General features: G+C 71.0%; 16 protein-coding genes and 1 pseudogene. 12 read left to right on the forward strand and 5 right to left on the reverse strand.

The window, feature by feature from the left end:
- The first annotated feature begins 148 nt into the window (after window positions 1-148).
- The 8 genes from ACTYVM_RS03520 (at window position 149) to ACTYVM_RS03555 (ending at window position 7348) form a co-directional block, all read left to right on the forward strand.
- Window positions 149-2800, forward strand: coding sequence for an alpha/beta fold hydrolase (locus ACTYVM_RS03520; protein ID WP_445524487.1), 2652 nt, complete (start codon window positions 149-151; stop codon window positions 2798-2800).
- Window positions 2797-3669, forward strand: coding sequence for an ABC transporter permease (locus ACTYVM_RS03525; protein WP_445524488.1), 873 nt, complete (start codon window positions 2797-2799; stop codon window positions 3667-3669). Before ACTYVM_RS03520 ends, ACTYVM_RS03525 begins: the two co-directional genes overlap by 4 nt.
- A gap of 322 nt (window positions 3670-3991) precedes the next feature.
- Complete coding sequence (locus ACTYVM_RS03530; RefSeq protein ID WP_445524489.1) at window positions 3992-4261, forward strand: hypothetical protein; 270 nt, start codon at window positions 3992-3994, stop codon at window positions 4259-4261.
- A 254-nt stretch (window positions 4262-4515) separates the two neighbouring features.
- Window positions 4516-4743, forward strand: coding sequence for a chaplin (locus ACTYVM_RS03535; RefSeq protein WP_445524490.1), 228 nt, complete (start codon window positions 4516-4518; stop codon window positions 4741-4743).
- A 130-nt stretch (window positions 4744-4873) separates the two neighbouring features.
- Window positions 4874-5440 carry a chaplin gene (locus tag ACTYVM_RS03540; RefSeq protein WP_445524491.1) on the forward strand — a complete coding sequence of 189 codons (567 nt, stop codon included), beginning with the start codon at window positions 4874-4876 and terminating at the stop codon, window positions 5438-5440.
- A gap of 554 nt (window positions 5441-5994) precedes the next feature.
- Entirely contained in the window at window positions 5995-6234 is a 240-nt protein-coding gene (locus ACTYVM_RS03545) for a chaplin (RefSeq protein ID WP_445524492.1), read from the forward strand.
- 139 nt (window positions 6235-6373) lie between these two features.
- A complete protein-coding gene (locus ACTYVM_RS03550) occupies window positions 6374-6655 on the forward strand; it encodes a hypothetical protein (protein ID WP_445524567.1) in 282 nt (93 codons plus the stop codon).
- Window positions 6656-6835: 180 nt separating this feature from the next.
- Entirely contained in the window at window positions 6836-7348 is a 513-nt protein-coding gene (locus ACTYVM_RS03555; RefSeq protein WP_445524493.1) for a hypothetical protein, read from the forward strand.
- A gap of 132 nt (window positions 7349-7480) precedes the next feature.
- Here the strand turns inward: ACTYVM_RS03555 and ACTYVM_RS03560 are convergent, their stop codons facing one another.
- Both ACTYVM_RS03560 and ACTYVM_RS03565 read right to left on the reverse strand, forming a co-directional pair.
- On the reverse strand, window positions 7481-7768 hold the full coding sequence (locus ACTYVM_RS03560) for an IclR family transcriptional regulator domain-containing protein (protein ID WP_445524568.1): 288 nt from the start codon (window positions 7766-7768) through the stop codon (window positions 7481-7483).
- A gap of 39 nt (window positions 7769-7807) precedes the next feature.
- A pseudogene (locus tag ACTYVM_RS03565) lies at window positions 7808-7909 on the reverse strand (helix-turn-helix domain-containing protein); the annotation flags it as partial.
- Window positions 7910-8202: 293 nt separating this feature from the next.
- On the opposite strand from ACTYVM_RS03565, the gene ACTYVM_RS03570 reads away from it, so the two are divergent.
- Window positions 8203-10851 carry a SpoIIE family protein phosphatase gene (locus ACTYVM_RS03570; RefSeq protein ID WP_445524494.1) on the forward strand — a complete coding sequence of 883 codons (2649 nt, stop codon included), beginning with the start codon at window positions 8203-8205 and terminating at the stop codon, window positions 10849-10851.
- Between the two features lie 121 nt (window positions 10852-10972).
- On the opposite strand, the gene ACTYVM_RS03575 is transcribed toward ACTYVM_RS03570, so the two are convergent.
- Window positions 10973-12922, reverse strand: coding sequence for a CDP-glycerol glycerophosphotransferase family protein (locus ACTYVM_RS03575; RefSeq protein ID WP_445524495.1), 1950 nt, complete (start codon window positions 12920-12922; stop codon window positions 10973-10975).
- A 1133-nt stretch (window positions 12923-14055) separates the two neighbouring features.
- Here ACTYVM_RS03575 and ACTYVM_RS03580 point away from each other — a divergent pair.
- Complete coding sequence (locus tag ACTYVM_RS03580) at window positions 14056-14313, forward strand: hypothetical protein (RefSeq protein ID WP_445524496.1); 258 nt, start codon at window positions 14056-14058, stop codon at window positions 14311-14313.
- A gap of 237 nt (window positions 14314-14550) precedes the next feature.
- On the opposite strand, the gene ACTYVM_RS03585 is transcribed toward ACTYVM_RS03580, so the two are convergent.
- Window positions 14551-14748: a hypothetical protein gene (locus tag ACTYVM_RS03585; RefSeq protein ID WP_161243597.1), complete on the reverse strand. Its 198-nt coding sequence runs from the start codon at window positions 14746-14748 to the stop codon at window positions 14551-14553.
- Window positions 14749-14779: 31 nt separating this feature from the next.
- Window positions 14780-15535 carry a GntR family transcriptional regulator gene (locus ACTYVM_RS03590; RefSeq protein ID WP_445524497.1) on the reverse strand — a complete coding sequence of 252 codons (756 nt, stop codon included), beginning with the start codon at window positions 15533-15535 and terminating at the stop codon, window positions 14780-14782.
- A 78-nt stretch (window positions 15536-15613) separates the two neighbouring features.
- Here ACTYVM_RS03590 and ACTYVM_RS03595 point away from each other — a divergent pair, with 78 nt between their 5' ends.
- Window positions 15614-15892: a hypothetical protein gene (locus ACTYVM_RS03595; protein ID WP_445524569.1), complete on the forward strand. Its 279-nt coding sequence runs from the start codon at window positions 15614-15616 to the stop codon at window positions 15890-15892.
- 523 nt (window positions 15893-16415) lie between these two features.
- Window positions 16416-16640: a hypothetical protein gene (locus tag ACTYVM_RS03600; protein WP_445524498.1), complete on the forward strand. Its 225-nt coding sequence runs from the start codon at window positions 16416-16418 to the stop codon at window positions 16638-16640.
- Window positions 16641-16642 lie beyond the last annotated feature (2 nt).

Consider the following 16642-nt stretch of genomic DNA (forward strand, 5'->3'; position numbering starts at 1 on the left):
AACACCCGCCCGGAGAAAGAGAAACCCAACCTTTCCCGCCTTCCCCCCCCTGCGTCACCCCACGACGGTCCCGTACTCCCCGAGGAGGTGCGGAGGTTCGGTCCGGCGGCGGCTTCGGTTGTCGGTGGCGGCCCGTACCGTGGAAGGCATGGATCTTCGACTGCCCGGCCTGCGCGGGCTGCTGCGGAGGCCCCGGCGGCTGCTGGCCGCCGGGGCCGCCGTCGTCGTGCTGGCCGGCGCCGGCACGTGGACGGCGATCGCCTCCGACGACCCGCCCCCGGTGCACCGCGCCGACCAGGTGATGACCATGGGCGACGGGGCGCGGATCGACACCTCGTACTTCACCCCGGCCGAGGCCGGCCGCCACCCCGCCGTCCTGCTCGGGCACGGCTTCGGCGGCAGCAAGAACGACGTACGGCAGCAGGCACAGGACCTCGCCAGGGACGGGTACGCGGTGCTGACCTGGTCGGCCCGCGGCTTCGGACAGTCCACCGGAAAGATCGGTCTGAACGACCCCGAGACCGAGGTCGCCGACGTCTCGAAGCTGATCGACTGGCTGGCCGGGCGCCCCGAGGTCCGGCTCGACAAGCCCGGCGACCCGCGCGTGGGCGTGGCCGGGGCCTCCTACGGCGGAGCGATCTCCCTGCTCGCCGCCGGATACGACCACCGGGTCGACGCCATCGCCCCGGCGATCACCTACTGGAACCTCGCGGACGCGCTCTTCCCGGGCGGCGTCTTCAAGAAGCTGTGGGCTGGCGCCTTCATCAACTCCGGCGGCGGATGCGCCAAGTTCGAGCCCGCGCTGTGCCGGATGTACGAGCGGGTCGCCCAGTCGGGTCGGCCGGACGCCGAGGCGCGCCGACTGCTCGAGGAGCGCTCACCGTCCGCCGTCGCCGACCGCATCAAGGTGCCGACCCTGCTGGTGCAGGGCCAGTCCGACTCCCTCTTCCCGCTCGGCCAGGCCGACGCCGCCGCCAGGGCCATCCGGGCGAACGGCGCCCCGGTCGACGTCGACTGGATCGCGGGCGGCCACGACGGCGGCGACATGGAGACCGGCCGGGTCCAGGCACGCGTGAAGACCTGGTTCGACCGGTACCTCAAGGGCGACAGGGACGCCGACACCGGCCCCGCCTTCCGCGTCACCCGCACCGGAGGCGTCGACTCCACCGACGGCCAAGCCCTGCTGCGCGGCGCGAGTGGCAGCGCGTATCCGGGCCTGGAGGGCGGGCAGCGGTCCATCGCCCTGCGCGGAGGCGAGCGGCGCTTCGAGAATCCCGCCGGGGCCAACCCGCCCGCCGTGTCCTCCCTGCCCGGCCTCGGGGGATCAGGCGGCCTGGCCCAGCTGTCCTCGCTCGGCGTCGGGGTGTCCCTGGACTTCCCCGGCCAGTACGCGCGGTTCGACTCCGCACCGCTCGGCAGCGGCCTGCGCGTCACCGGATCGCCGACGGTGACCGTCCACGTCACCTCGACCGCCGACGACGCGGTGCTCTTCGCCAAGCTGTACGACGTCGGACCGGGCACACAGCAGCCCGTGCTGCCCGCCCAGCTGGTGGCCCCCGTGCGCGTCGAGGGCGCCAAGGCCGGCAAGGACGTCACCCTCACCCTCCCGGCGATCGACCACGAGGTGCAGAAGGGCCACCGGCTCCGCCTGGTCCTCGCCTCCACCGACCTCGGCTACGCCTCACCGGCCGCCCCGGCGACGTACACCGCCACCGTCAAGAGCGACCTGTGGGTGCCGACCGCCCCCGGGGTGACCACCGCGGCGGCGCCGCTGCCCGCGTGGGTGTGGTGGCTGCCGCTCGCGGGCGCCGTGATCGCGCTCGCCCTGCTGCTGACCGCCCGCCGCCGCACGGCCGCACCCGCTCCCGACCCGGCGTCGTCCGACGTGCCGTTGCGGATCACCGGCCTGAGCAAGCGCTACGCCAAGTCGTCGGAACGGTATGCCGTACGGGACCTGTCGTTCCAGGTGGACAAGGGCCAGGTCCTCGGCCTGCTCGGGCCGAACGGCGCCGGCAAGACGACCACCCTGCGCATGCTGATGGGCCTGATCCAGCCGGACGCCGGCGAGATCCGCGTCTTCGGTCACGCCGTCCGGCCCGGCGCACCCGTGCTCTCCCGGGTCGGCGCCTTCGTCGAGGGCGCCGGCTTCCTGCCCCATCTGTCCGGCCGGGAGAACCTGGAGCTGTACTGGCGGGCCACCGGCCGCCCGCCCGAGGACGCCCACCTGGACGAGGCCCTCCGGATCGCCGGCCTCGGCGACGCGCTGGCCCGCGCGGTACGCACCTACTCGCAGGGCATGCGCCAGCGCCTGGCGATCGCGCAGGCCATGCTGGGCCTGCCGGACCTGCTGATCCTGGACGAGCCCACCAACGGCCTCGACCCGCCCCAGATCCGCGAGATGCGCGAGGTGATGATCCGTTACGCGGCGGGCGGCCGCACGGTGATCGTCTCCAGTCATCTCCTCTCGGAGGTCGAGCAGTCCTGCACGCACCTGGTGGTCATGGACCGGGGACGGCTGGTGCAGGCGGGTCCGGTCGGCGAGATCGTCGGCGCCGGGGACACCCTGCTGGTGGGCACCGCCGCCCCGGTGGAGGAGCCGGTCGTGGAGAAGGTGTCCGCCCTGCCGGGCGTCGCCTCTGCGCTGCGCACCGAGGACGGCCTCCTGGTCCGGCTGGAGACCGGTGGCACCGCGCAGTACCTGGTCGCGGAGCTGGTGCGGCTCGAGGTGCCCGTCGTCGCGGTCGGCCCCCACCGCCGACTGGAAGACGCCTTCCTCACCCTGATCGGAGGTTCCGCATGAGCACGCTCGCCGAGAGCGCCGGGAGCACGGAGGTCGCCTCCGGTTACCGGGCGGGCCGCACCCTGCCCCTGAGAGTGGAGCTGGTGCGGCAGCTCAAGCGGCGCCGCACGCTGGTCATGGGCGGCGTCCTGGCCGCGCTGCCCTTCGTGCTGGCCGTCGCCTTCGCGATCGGCGGCGGTCCGGGCGGCCGCAGCGGCCGAGTGACCCTGATGGACACGGCCACCGCGTCCGCGGCCAACTTCGCCGCGGTCAACCTGTTCGTCTCGGCGGGCTTCCTGCTGGTGATCCCGGTGGCACTGTTCTGCGGGGACACGGTCGCCTCGGAGGCGAGCTGGTCCTCCCTGCGCTACCTGCTCGCCGCACCCGTGCCGCGGGCCCGGCTGCTGTGGTCCAAGCTCGTCGTCGGACTCGGGCTCAGCCTGGCGGCGATGGTGCTGCTGCCGCTGGTGGCGCTCGCGGTCGGCACGGCCGTCTACGGCTGGGGGCCGCTGGAGATCCCCACCGGCGGCACGCTGGACGCGGGAACCGCCGCACAGCGGCTGCTGGTCGTCGTCGCGTACATCTTCGTGTCGCAACTGGTCACCGCGGCACTGGCGTTCTGGCTGTCCACCAGGACGGACGCGCCCCTGGGCGCCGTGGGCGGAGCCGTCGGCCTGACCATCGTGGGCAACGTCCTGGACGCCGTCACGGCCCTCGGCCACTGGCGCGACTTCCTGCCCGCGCACTGGCAGTACGCCTGGGCCGACGCCGTGCAGCCACACCTCGAGTGGTCCGGGATGATCCAGGGCACGGCGGTCTCCGTCAGCTACGCGCTGGCGCTGTTCGCCCTGGCCTTCCGCGGGTTCGCCCGCAAGGACGTGGTGTCGTAGGAACCGCGCTCGCGGCGGGGCGGTTCGCCCACGGCGACGCAGGGCCGACGATCGGCCCCTTCAACGCCCCCTTTACCGGCCCCTTCTGAGGAATCCCCGTTCACACCGGAGTGCTCTGGCCCGACTGCGCGGCCACACCCGGGTTTCTCGCGTGCACTCCGTCGGCCGAGGGCGCGGACTGTTTGTGTGCTTTTTGGACTCCGTGATTTTCCTGAGTTTTGAAGATGTTGGGGTCCAAGCGGGTGAACCCCCGCAACCAAACATGCTGCGCCGGGTTGATGAAGTCGTAGGACGTGCGTCGCTACGAGGAAAGGAACGCGCAGTGCTCAGGAAGGCAAAGGTCGCCACGGCGTCCGCTGCTTCTGTCGTCGGTATGTCGGTGACGGCCGCTCCCGCGGCGCTCGCCATCGGCAACGACACCGGCCCGACCGTCCCGAACGGCACCGGAGCCTCGTCGTCGTTCGGCAATTCAGCCACGACGGGCAGCATGAGCCCGCGGTTCTCGGACACCTCCACCCAGGCCAAGCGGGACGCCGCGCTCTCGCACCTCCTGGACAACCCGTCGGTTCTCTCCGCCAGCACCGGGAGCTGAACCGAGTCAGGTCGGCCAAGGTTCTTTGCCGCTCCGGCCGAGAACTGCCCGGACCTTTCCGAAGAACCCTTTCAGGCAATGCGGTCGAGGGTGAGTCGTATGGTCACGCGGAGCAAACGAGTGAAGTGCTCGGCGACTCACGTTCCGCGTTTTTCCATTACGGCTGTTCCTCGTTCAGCATCACGACCGAATCGGTTGTGTTCACTCGGTTTCTGACCGTCATCGGGGCCTCGTCCCCAAGAAGGGAACATTTCATGAAGAAGAGCGTTGCTGTCGTCACCGGTGCCCTCGTGGCCCTGGGAATGGCCGGCCCCGCCTTCGCCGACTCCGGGGCCACGGGTACCGCCGCGAACTCCCCGGGCGTGCTCTCGGGCAACGTCATCCAGCTTCCCGTGCACGTTCCGGTCAACGTCTGCGGCAACACCGTCGACGTCATCGCGCTGCTGAACCCGGCGTTCGGCAACACCTGCGCCAACGGCTGACCGTCCGGCGTACCCAGCCGCACCGGCTGCGTCACGGCCGGCCTTGGAGATCGCTCTTACGCCCAAGGCCGGCCTTCCCACTTCTTCAAGCCGCTTCGACCGAGCGGCTGCAAGCAGGAAGACAACGAGATTGCGACAGACTCTGAGCAGGGGAGTGTTCGCGGCCGCTGCCGCGACGAGCATGCTGACCCTGTACGGCAGCCCCGCCCTGGCCGACTCACAGGCCGAAGGTGCCGCCACCGGCTCCCCGGGCGTGCTCTCGGGCAACGTTCTCCAGGCTCCCGTGCACATTCCGGTCAACGTCTGCGGCAACACCGTGGACGTCATCGGCGTGCTGAACCCGGCGTTCGGCAACCGCTGCGGCAACGGCTCACCGGCGGCCGCGCCCGCCGAGATGCCGGAGGTTCCGGCGGCGCCCGGTGTCACGGCGCCGGACGACAGTGACTCCCCGACTTCCGAGGCCATGCCGGCTGCCAGTACGCCGACCACGGACACCGCGTCGAGCGAGGCGGACGAGGCGGTGTCCGAGCCCCAGCGTGCCCAGACCCTGCCGGCTCCGGCGGTCTTCGAGGACGCGGCCCCGCAGTTGGCCGAGACCGGCACCGGCGCCCTGCTGGCGTCCTCGGCCGCCAGCGCGGCCCTGATCGCCGGCGGTGTGATCCTCTACCGTCGCGGCCGGGCGGCGACTCAGCGCTAGAGCTGGATCCTCCGGGCCGGTGAAGCGGCCCCACCACGGGTGCCGGACACGATGTCCGGCACCCGTTCTCGTTTCGGCGGGCGCCCGGCGGCCGGTGAACCTTTCCGGTCACAGCACTAGCGACTGCCGAACGCCGACTGCCCGCTGTCGGCTGCTGGTTGACGGGCGCGTCGTGCTGACGGCCGTCGCCGTCGTCCTCCTGGCGTCCGATGGGCTCGTCCTGCCGGCGTCCGGTCTGCGTGTCCGGCCGACGTCCGGAGCGGCCGCCCGCGGTCCGGGCCTGCCTCCGGCCCGCGATCCACTCCTGCCTCAGGCCTGCGGCCTTGGCTTGCCCCGGCTTCTGGCACGGCGTTGGCCTGTTCCTGACCGGGGGCCTTGGCCTGCCCGTAACCCGGGGCCCTGGCCTACCCCGGGGACGGGGAGGCGAACCGGCCGCGCCCGGGAACTTGCGGGATCACCCCTTTGGCGGCACAACCCGCGGGAGCGCCACGCGTTGACACAACGCCGGGCATCCCGCCCGGGTGTTTTTGCATCAACCCAAGGAGCACTTCTCCATGTCGCGTATCGCCAAGGGCCTGGTCCTTACCTCCGTCGCCGCCGCGGCCGTCGCCGGTGGTGCCGGCATCGCCGCCGCCAGCAGCGGCGCGACCGGCGGCGCCGCCAACTCCCCGGGCGTGCTGTCGGGCAACGTCATCCAGGTTCCCGTGCATGTTCCGGTCAACGTCTGCGGCAACTCCATCGACGTCATCGGCGTGCTGAACCCGACGTTCGGCAACGCCTGCGTCAACAGCTGACGTTTGCGCGCATTCGTCCGGCCGGCCGCCGTACCCCGGTTTCCCCGGGGACGGCGGCCGGCCGCGTCACAGCCCGCATGCCTGGGCCTTTCGACCCCACGACTGACGGAACCAACCCGCCTACAACGTAAGGAACATGATGAAGTCCCTGAAGGCCGCCGCCGTCCTTGCCGGGTCCCTGGCCCTCACCGGTGCCGCCGCGCCCGCGTTCGCCCACAACGTCGCCGACCTCACGCCCAACAGCCTCAACGGCGCCGTGAACACGCTCACCAAGGGCCCCGTCGACGTCATGCCGCTCCAGCACCAGTCCGACGCCCTCAACACCGAGAACAAGGACTCGCTGCTCCACACGGTCAACGGCACCGCCCGGACCCTGAACGCTCCCAAGCCGCTGCTCGGGGGCCTGGCGCTGCAGCGCTGAGCCGCGTAAGGCGTGAGCCCGGCGCCTCCGTACCGGACGGACCGCGGTGACGCGGCCGGCCGCCGAGTACGACCGTCGTACTACTGCGGCAGTCGGGGGAATCCCGTGCTGCTGGCGGTGCCAGGCTCGTTGGGCGGTACGGACGTCGAGCCCCGAACCCGGAAAGGGACCGTACCTGACATGAAGTCGATCACTCGAGGAACCCTCGCCGCCGTCATCACGGGCGTCGCGGCAGCCATGGGCGCGGCCGCGACCCCCGCCGCCGCGGTCGACGCGGTCCCCGTCCCCGTCCCGCTGGGCGGAGCGGAGGCGGCCCTCGGCACGGAACTGCCCGAGGTCGACGGACAGCTTCCGTTGCCCACCGCGGGCGTGCCGGAGCCCCCGCGCTTCGTCAAGGGACGGCTCCTGCCCGAGCGCACCGTGCCGCGGCTGCCGGTCGACGGCGGGCTGCCCGGCCTGGAACTGCGCGCCCCGCTGGCGCACGCCCTCGACGACGGCTTCGACCACGTCGGCGTCGGCGTGCCCGCCTCGGACGTGCGGTCCCTGACCCCGGGCCTCGCCCTGGACGCCCCGCTGACCGCTCCGCGCCCCGGCGAACTGCCCGCCCTGAAGCAACCGGAACTCGCCGTCCTCGCCCCCGTACTGCGCACCACCCCGGGCGCCGACCTGACGGCCGGGCCGGGCCTGCGGTAGAGGACCACCGCCTCACGACGGCCGCCCACCCGCCACCGCACCGGAGCGCCCGGTCATGAACGCACGCCACCGGACGCGCAGGGGCGGCAGCGAAGAACGCAGGCCGCGCCCGCTACCGGCCGGCCGACGTCGTCAGCCGTTTGACGCCGGGCCGTGTCCGCCGAGGCGCGCGGTGACCTGGGCGGCGGACTCGCGCACCGTCTCACCCAGAACCGGGAGCCCTTCGGGCGAGACCCGGAACCGGGACGCCGAGACGAGAACCGAGGCGACGGCCTCCCCGCGATGGTCGAAGACCGGGGCGGCGACACCCACCTCCTCCAGCGAGGTCTCGCCGTAGTTGACGGCGTAGCCGCGCTCGGCCTGGAGCACCGGATACGCCGCCCGGCGCACATCGAGGTCGGCCAGCAGCGGACCCGCCATCGCGATCACGCCGAGCCCCAGCTGGAACCGCCTCGAGCCCGGGTCGCGCTCGACCAGGCCGTCCTGCTCCAGGGTGGCGAGGATGCGGGAGACGGTGGACTTGTGCAGTCCGACCCGGGTGGCGATCTCGGTGACGCCCAGCTCAGGCGTCGTCGACGCTGAAGGTGCGCAGCACCCCGATGCCGTTGCGCAGCACGGTCATACCGCGCCCGGAGCCGGCCGCACCGTTGTCGGGGATCTCGTCCGTCGTATTGCCTGCCACGGTGCGCACCATCATGCCCTTGCCGGAATGCCGACCAGGACGCAGGGAGCAAAATGGAGGAGTGATCGCACACCCCCGTCGATCCCTCCGGGGCGGCGGGCGCGACAACTCGCCGACGCCGCCCGCGGGACGGCCGCGGTCACTGTTCAGGCCGCGCAGCGTCGCAGGCCAGGTGTTCCTGCTCCAAGTGGTCATCGCGATACTGATCGTCGCCGCCGCGCTGATCGCCCTCGTGCTCCAGGCCGAGGACGACAGTACCAAGGACGCCCGGGGACGCTCCCTGGGCATCGCCGAGACGCTGGCGTACGCGCCGGACACGCTGAAGGCCATGACCGGCCCCAACCCCACCAAGGCGCTCCAGCCCGTCGCGCAAAAGATCATGAAGAGCGCCGACGTCGACCTCGTCGTCGTCTACTCCAAGGACGGGATCCGCTACACCCACGCCAACCCGGCCCTCATCGGCAAACCGGTCCTCGGTACCCGCAAGCCGCCGAGGGCCCCCGTCACCCAGACCCTCCAGACCACCCAGGGACGCTCGGTGGTCTCGTACGTCCCCGTCACCAAGCCGGGGGGCGAGGCCGTCGGCACCGTCGCGGTCGCGATCACGGTCCAGAAGGTGGAGAGCACGGCGGGCCGGCAGCTTCCGATGCTGCTGGGGACGGCGGCCGGGGCGCTGCTCCTGTCCGCGGCCGGCACGGCACTGGTGAGCCGGCGGCTGCTGCGCCAGACCCACGGACTGGGACCGGCCGAGATGACACGGATGTACGACCACCACGACGCCGTCCTGCACGCGGTGCGCGAGGGCGTGCTGATCGTCGGGGGCGACGAACGGCTGCTGCTCGCCAACGACGAGGCGCTGCGGCTGCTGGACCTTCCGCCGGACGCGGAGGGGCACAAGGTCACCGACCTGCCCCTGGACGCCGGCATCGCCGAGCTGCTGACGTCGGAGCACACGGCCAGCGACGAGGTCCACCTCACGGCCGACCGCCTGCTCGCGGTCAACAAGCGGCCCACCGCCCCGTACGGCGGGGGGTACGCCGGGAGCGTGGTGACGCTCAGGGACACCACGGAGCTGCGGGCGCTGTCGGGACGCGCCGAGGTCGCGCGCGAGCGTCTGAAGCTCCTCTACGACGCGGGCGTGAAGATCGGCACCACCCTGGACGTGTCGCGTACCGCGCAGGAACTGGCCGACGTGGCCGTTCCCCGCTTCGCCGAGATCGTCACCGTCGAACTGGTCGAGGAGGTCCTGCGCGGCCAGGAGCCGACCGGGGTGATCAGCGGGGTACGCCGGGCCGCGGTGCGGGGTGGTCCGGGGTACGAGTCGCTGTTCCCGGTCGGCCGGCGCATCGCCTTCGCCCCCAGCACGCCGCAGGCCCGGTGCGTGGAGAGCGGCCGGGGCGTGCTCGAGGCGAACCTGAGGGACGCCCGGCAGTGGCAGGAGGCGGACCCCGATCGGGCCCGGCGCCTCCTGGAGCGTGGTATCCACTCCCTGATCGCGGTGCCGCTGCGCGCCCGCGGCACGGTGCTGGGGGTGGTGGACCTCTGGCGCTGCGGGCGGGAGGAACCCTTCGACGAGGAGGACGTGCCGTTCGCCGAGGAACTGGCCGCGCGGGCCGCCGTCGCCCTCGACAACGCCCGCCGCTACACCCGAGAGCACACCATGGCGGTCACCCTGCAACGCAGCCTGCTGCCCCGCGGCCTGCCCGAACAGAGCGCCCTGGAGGTGGCCTACCGCTACCTTCCGGCCCGGGCGGGGGTGGGCGGGGACTGGTTCGACGTGATCGAGCTGTCCGGCGCCCGGGTGGCCCTGGTGGTCGGCGACGTGGTGGGACACGGGCTGCACGCGGCGGCCACCATGGGACGGTTGCGCACCGCGGTGCACAACTTCTCGACCCTGGACCTGGCCCCGGACGAGCTGCTGGCCCGCCTGGACGACCTGGTGGCGCGGCTCGACCGGGACGGCGCGCCCGGAGGCGGTGAGGGGCTCGCGGGCGCCACCTGCCTGTACGCCGTCTACGACCCGTGCTCGGGCACCTGCTCCCTGGCCCGGGCCGGTCACCCGCCACCCGCCCTCGTCGACCCGGACGGCATCGTGACCTTCCCCGACGTGCCCGCGGGACCGCCCCTGGGCCTCGGGGGCCTGCCCTTCGAGGCCACCGAACTGCGGCTGCCCGAGGGGAGCCGGCTGGTCCTCTACACGGACGGGCTCGTCGCGAACCGCGAACGGGACATCGGCGTCGGCCTCGAACTCCTGCGCGCCGCGCTCGCCCATCCCGACCGGACCCCGGAGCAGACCTGCCGGGCGGTGCTCGACGCCCTTCCCCCGGACCACGCGAGCGACGACATCGCCCTGCTGGTGGCCCGTACCCGCGTACTCGACCCCGACCTGGTCGCCGACTGGGACGTGCCGCGCGAGCCCGCGGCCGTCTCCCGCGTCCGCGCCGACGTCGCCCGGCAGCTGAAGGACTGGGGCCTGGAGGACGCGAGCTACACCACCGAACTCGTCCTCAGCGAACTGGTCACCAACGCCGTCCGCTACGGCAGCGCCCCCATCCACGTCCGCCTGCTGCGCGACCGCAAGCTGATCTGCGAGGTCTCCGACGGCAGCAGCACCTCGCCGCACCTGCGCTACGCGGCGACCACGGACGAGGGCGGACGCGGCCTGTTCCTGGTCGCCCGGTACGCCCAGCGCTGGGGCACCCGGTACACCCCCACCGGCAAGGTCATCTGGACCGAGCAGCCCCTGCATGGCGGGGCGGCGCCGGCCGACGGCGTCGCGGGCGAGGACCTGCTCGACCAGTGGGACGACGTGGCCCTGTGACACGGTCGTCCTGCCTGCCTCGAGACGGCGATCGGGGAGCCCGCGGTCTCCCCGCGGACTCCCCGATCGCCCGGACATTGCCCGGAGCGCATTGCCCCGAGCGCGTGCCAACTCTGTGGAATCAGCCCCTGACCTGCTTGTTGTCCAGCGGTGACCTGGGGGCCCGCTGGGTCGGGATGGTGTCGAGCGTTCGCGCCGCCATACCCGCCCGGTGCTCGTCGGTTGCCGCGCACAGCGCACGGGCCGCCTCGTTGAAGCGCTCGACGGACGGCGGATCGGACGGGCCCAGCAGGTGCAGCTTGAGCTCGGCGCGGGCCTTGACGTAGGTGTCCTTCTCGGGGTCGCGCACGGACTCCAGCAGGGCCGGCACACCGGAGGCGTCCGGAGTGAGGACGGCGCTTGCCCGGACGGTGGGGAAGGTGTCGCGGAAGTCCTGCTCCGGAAGGCCGCTGGTGTTGGCGACGGCGTAGGGCTTCTCGCTCGCCAGATAGTCGGATATGACGCTGGAGACATCGCTGACCAGCAGGTCGGCCACGTTGAAGCAGGCGTAGACGGTCGGCCGCGCTTCCGTGATGACCAGGTGCTCCCACGCCGGGAACGAGGCCCAGTACGCGGTCTCCCAGTCGGTGGTCGCGGCGGCCACATCCGCGGCTCGGCCGGGTTCCGGGACCGTCTGGAGCAGCATCCGCTCCGCGTTGTCCGCGCTCGCCCGGAACGAGGACGTGGTCAGCCGGTCGAGTTCGGCGGTCCGCCGGGTCAGCTCCGCCGCTGCGGAGGGCGCGGGCCGCTCGTCGGGGTGTTCCGTGGCACGGAGAGTGTTCGCGGCGCGGATCATCTCCTGGATCCGGGCGTTCGCGGCTGCCGCCCGGGAATCGACCGAGCCGGTCAGTGGGTGCGGCTTGTACAGGAGCCGGACCCGCGGGTCGGCCAGGAGGGCGCGGACGATGTTCTCGCCGGCCTCGATGACGGAGGTGTTGCCCGGGTTGCCGTCCCACCCCTCCCACGTGGGGGCGTAGAGAACCGTGGTGTACGGGCCTGCGGGCGCACCGGCGTACGGCTCGATCGCGTCCAGCTGCGGGCGTCCGATCTCCACGATGTCCGCGTCGTCGACACCCACGTTCGCCAGGGCGTACCGCTCGCGTGCCGCGGGACCGGCCACCCACACCTCGTCGTACGCCTTCGCATACGGATTGCAGCTGGACAGTTTGTCGCTCTCGCCGTGGTTGACGAACGCGTGCTTGATGGTGGGGATGCGCAACACCTGCGAGGTCTTCCCCGAGTTCGACGGGTGGATCATCATCGCCAGGGTCGAGTGCTCCAGCCTCATCAGGTCGGCGACCTTCGGCAGACACACGATCGGGATGTCGGTGGACGCGATGAGGTTCACCATGAAGCGCTCACGCAGCACGATCAGCGGGCGGCCGTCCAGCCGGGCCAGCGGCTCCAGCCACATGTTCGCCTGATAGGCCGAGCTCGCGCCGCCGGAGAAGTACATGCCCACCGTCGGCCGGTACTCCGCGAGCCAGGCATCGAGCCACTTCAGCGCCTGCTCGCTCGTCGCCGGCCGGTGTTTCGGCAGCAGCCGCAGCAGCAGCGTGCCGATGGCCCCCACGGCGAGGGCGGCGGACAGGGCGATTCCCGCGACGGCGCACCAGGCCGAGCCGCCCGAGGCAGTGGTCAGCAGACCGGCCGCCGAAGGCAGGCCGAACACGAGCAGCCGCTGTCCGGAGCGCTCCATCAGCAGCGCCGGGGGAGCGGGGCTCAGGTGCAGCGGCGAGGCGTCGATGTTCCGGGTCACCACGGGCAGGGTGCGGGTGCGGTGTACCAGGATCGCAAGCGCCTGGGACGTGAAATGCAGGGTGTGGAAGAGCAGGAGACCGCAGACCAGAGCCAGGTATTTCGTCTCGTAGTCCTCGTTGCCGATGCGGATCAGGCCGGTCACCAGCAGAAGGTCCCGGACGACCTGGCGCACACTCACGGTCGCGTGCAGCTTCTCGAGGGTGGCGTTCACGTTCTGCTGCCACCGGTGCAGGGCCATGTCCACCGCCAGCCCGACAACGGTGGCAGCCACGAGCAGGGGAACGCTGGGGAGAAGGGCCCCTACTGCCTGCACGGCGAACGCGGCGGCGAGCACTGTGGGCAACAGAAGGCGTGCCGCGACGGTGCGCAACCGAGCGGGTGGGAGCGATGCAGACAACTTCGCGAACTTCAGGGCAACTCACCATCCTGGCATGGACATACTGACTGGCGCGCCCAGGTGGCCGCGGGTCGGAAGTCGATGCGTACGAACGTTCTCCTTCGAATTTAAGTGGACTTTACCTACGCCACATCCTTGACTCCAAGGAGAAGGGGGGAATTTCGTTTGAAGGAACAGTACAGGCTTGTGCCCGATGTGAGGTTCAGGCAACGGGACGGCGTTCCCCGCGAAAATGCATGGGAACGACTGTGCGAAGTGCCCGCTGGTCAGGTGTGGCCGGGTATGACCGTTTCTTTCTTTGAACCCGCTGAGAGGTGGCTGTGAGAGGGCTCGGTAGATGTCCTGGCCGCTCTGTGTGTTCTGGCGGCGGGAGGTGAACGAATATGCGGTGATCTCACCAAAAGCGAAGAGTTCACATTCACCGTCACTCCTCCACGGACCGTGGACCGGGTTGGGGGTTGGGCCTGCTGGGTGTCGCCCAGCGCCCGAGGAGTCGCCGAGGCGCACCTCGCGTTCGCCGTGTGGTGAGGCGCACAATCAATTCGGCATGTGGCGCACGTCATACCCGGTGACGAGTCCGACCAGCCGTAGGACGCGCCTTTCCCGTCGGACGTCTGGCGTGATCTCCCATCCTTCCTCTTTTCGCATCACGCGTGATGTGCGAAAAGTGATTACGTGGAGACTCAGCGTAAAAGTCGAGGTTCGAGGGCTGACAAAGGATTACGCATCGCCCCGGGCGGCCGACAGGCCCATCTTCGACTGACGAAGCACTAGGCGGACGAGTGTCGTGCGGTTCCGGCCTCCAGCCGTCCGACGACCGGGATGACGCCGACCGCCGCAGATCCACGGGGACGAGGCAGCCGACGGGTCCCTCGATGTGGTGGGCGCAGCCCGGGAACCGTGACCTCGTCGATCCACGCTCCCCCGTTCCCTTTCAACGAGTCGGCCGGCTTCCCACCCCTCACCCTCTCCGGGAGGCGGAAGCAGCGGCCATTCGGGTGAAAGATGTGACGTTGCCCGCTCCCGGTGCCGAGGACCAGTGGAGTGAACTTCTGATCCACACTGCGGCGCCGAAGATCGGCAGGCAGTGGTGGACCGACACGGGGGAGATCCACGAAGAGCGCGACCTGAAGGAGCGTGCCGAGCGGGGAGACCCGGACCGTGCCGGGGTGTCCCGTTCTGTCGCGGATCCTGCGGCGGCCGCATCGAGGGCGAGCGGCTCCAGCCGGGTCCGCCTGCCCGACGGCTCCGGCGCCTTCCCATGATCGTCGGCGAAGTGCCCGGGGCTCGTCGTCCCCGCTGAAACCCGGCCTGACCAGCGAAAAGCCCTCCCGTGAGGGAGGGCGGAGACTGGCGCCCCCGGCAGGACTCGAACCTGCGGCCAAGCGCTTAGAAGGCGCCTGCCGCGTCGCGCGGAGCACCCCCTCCGACCTGCACCGCTCCCCCACCCCGACTCCCCATCGGCTGACCCTCGACACGCATTCGACAGGGCCCGGGGTTCGCTACGGTCGCCGGAAGACCTCTGGGTCGACTCCCTCCCCGGGCGACCTGGAGAAGCTCACATAGACGGGGTACTCAGGATCGCCCACCTGCATGTTGGCGAACTGATCCACATCGTGGTTGGCGAACCGGTGCAGATACTGGAGGAACAACTCCAACTCCGCGTCCGACAGCCGCTCATCGTGCCTCTCGTTGCGCATGCGGTCACGATATGAGCCGAGGGGTGGAACGTTAACGGTTGATAGGGATCTCGTAGACGATCTCGCAGTGAGCGGCGGGCACCACGATGTCCGCCGTCTCCACAGGCCGTCCCTGGTCGCTGTAGTACGTCCGCCGGATGTGAGTGACGAGCGCCGCCTTCTGGATACCCAGGAGCGACGCCTCCTCGGCGGTCGCCTGCCTCGGCTCCGGCTGCTCCACGGCATGGCTGACGGTGATTCCAATCGCGGCCATTCGGTTCACGACACCCGACCCGGCGTGCGGCCCTCCCTCGGGGAGGACGACGAGACTGCCGGCGGTGAGGTCGTACGGCTCCCAGCTCGTCGACAACTGCACCGGCCTGCCATCAGCCAGGAACTCGTACGTCGTCCGGACGCATAGCTCGCCCTCGGCGATGCCCAGTCGCGCCGTGATCTCTGCCGGTGCCGGCACCTTGGCGTCGGTCCGGCTCTCCCAATCCCCCTGCCTGCCCACGGCCTTCATGTCCGCCCGGAACGGCGACTCGTCGGGCCGCTCCCGCGCCGACGAACGGACCACCCGCACCCGCTGCCGGGGCTCGGCGACATACGTGCCCGAACCGGCACGGCCCTCCAACACACCCTGGGAGATCAGCAACTCCTGTGCCCGGCGGACCACGTTCTCGCCCACGCCGCACTCCTGGCCGATCTGGGCGCGGGAGGGCAGGCGGTCTCCCGGTTCCCACTCGTGCTCCGCGATCCGCCGCCGGAGTTCGTCGGCGATGCGGAGATAGGGCGGCTGCTCAGGCATATGGAAAATCTAGTCCACTAGCTCTAATCTAGTTAACTAGCTTCACTTGAAGTGATCACCGGTGACGGAGGCTGCCCTGTGCCCGCTTCGGGAGTTAGCGCGGCGGCCATCGCCGCCCGGCTGTCCGCTTTCGGGCTTCTCACGCGAGTGGAGGAACACCCCCGACACACGTCGGTCGAAGCGGAGGTGCCGGAATCGCTCTCCGCCGAGTCATGGCGGGAGGTCCTGGAAGTGGTGGCCGAGGCCGATCGGTTCGGGCTCCTCGCCACCAGCCTGAACGGCCGCACCCTCTGGGCGGTCGTACGCAAAGCGGTCCCCACGACGGGCGATGTCGGGGGACCGAGCCATCAGCGATAGGAGCTGAGCAGCGTGCTCAACCGTATCCGCCGTGCCGTCTGGCTCACCAGAGCGCGGTACATCCCCAAGGGCAAGCACCGCCGCCCCTTAACGCCCGCCCGGCCACCGGCCGATCCCTCCACCTCCGCGTCCGCTTATGGAGCGACGGTCACCCTGGGGCGGGCTCCCGACAGCGCGAACCACCGGCACTCGCTCACGGGCGAGGACATCGCACTCGTCCGCCCGTACGTGCTGGCCTGGGAGAAGCGCGTGCGGACGCGCTCAGTGGTCGTCGCTCCTCATCTGCCGGCCGACGCCTGGTCAGCCCTCGCGGGGGCCCACTGATGCCTCCTCGCCAACAGCCCTACATCGTGGACGCCTCGGCCGTTTCTTACCGGTCGACCGCATGCCGGATCGGAACGCACCTCGCCTGCGCGGAGCCCTCCCCGGCGTCGGCGCCGGTCGACCTCCCGCTGGTCTACGAGGCATGCGACTGCCCGTGCCACTCGGCGTCCGGGCGGTCCACGCCTGCGGAGGTGAAGCGGTGAGCGAACGAGTGCTCGGCGGCGCGCTGGTCTCCAACATCGAGGTCACCGTGACCACGGTGCAGCGCGGCGACATCATCCAACTCGGCGGCCAAGCCTGCCGGGTGATGGACCTCTTCCAACTCCCTCAAGGCGCCAAGCAACTCCTCTTCGAGTCGGGCGAGCTGCTGACCATACACACGCGAACACGGCTCGTCGCAGCGCGGCCGCTGAGAAGGCGGTGATC

It is taken from the genome of Streptomyces cyslabdanicus (assembly GCF_052663305.1).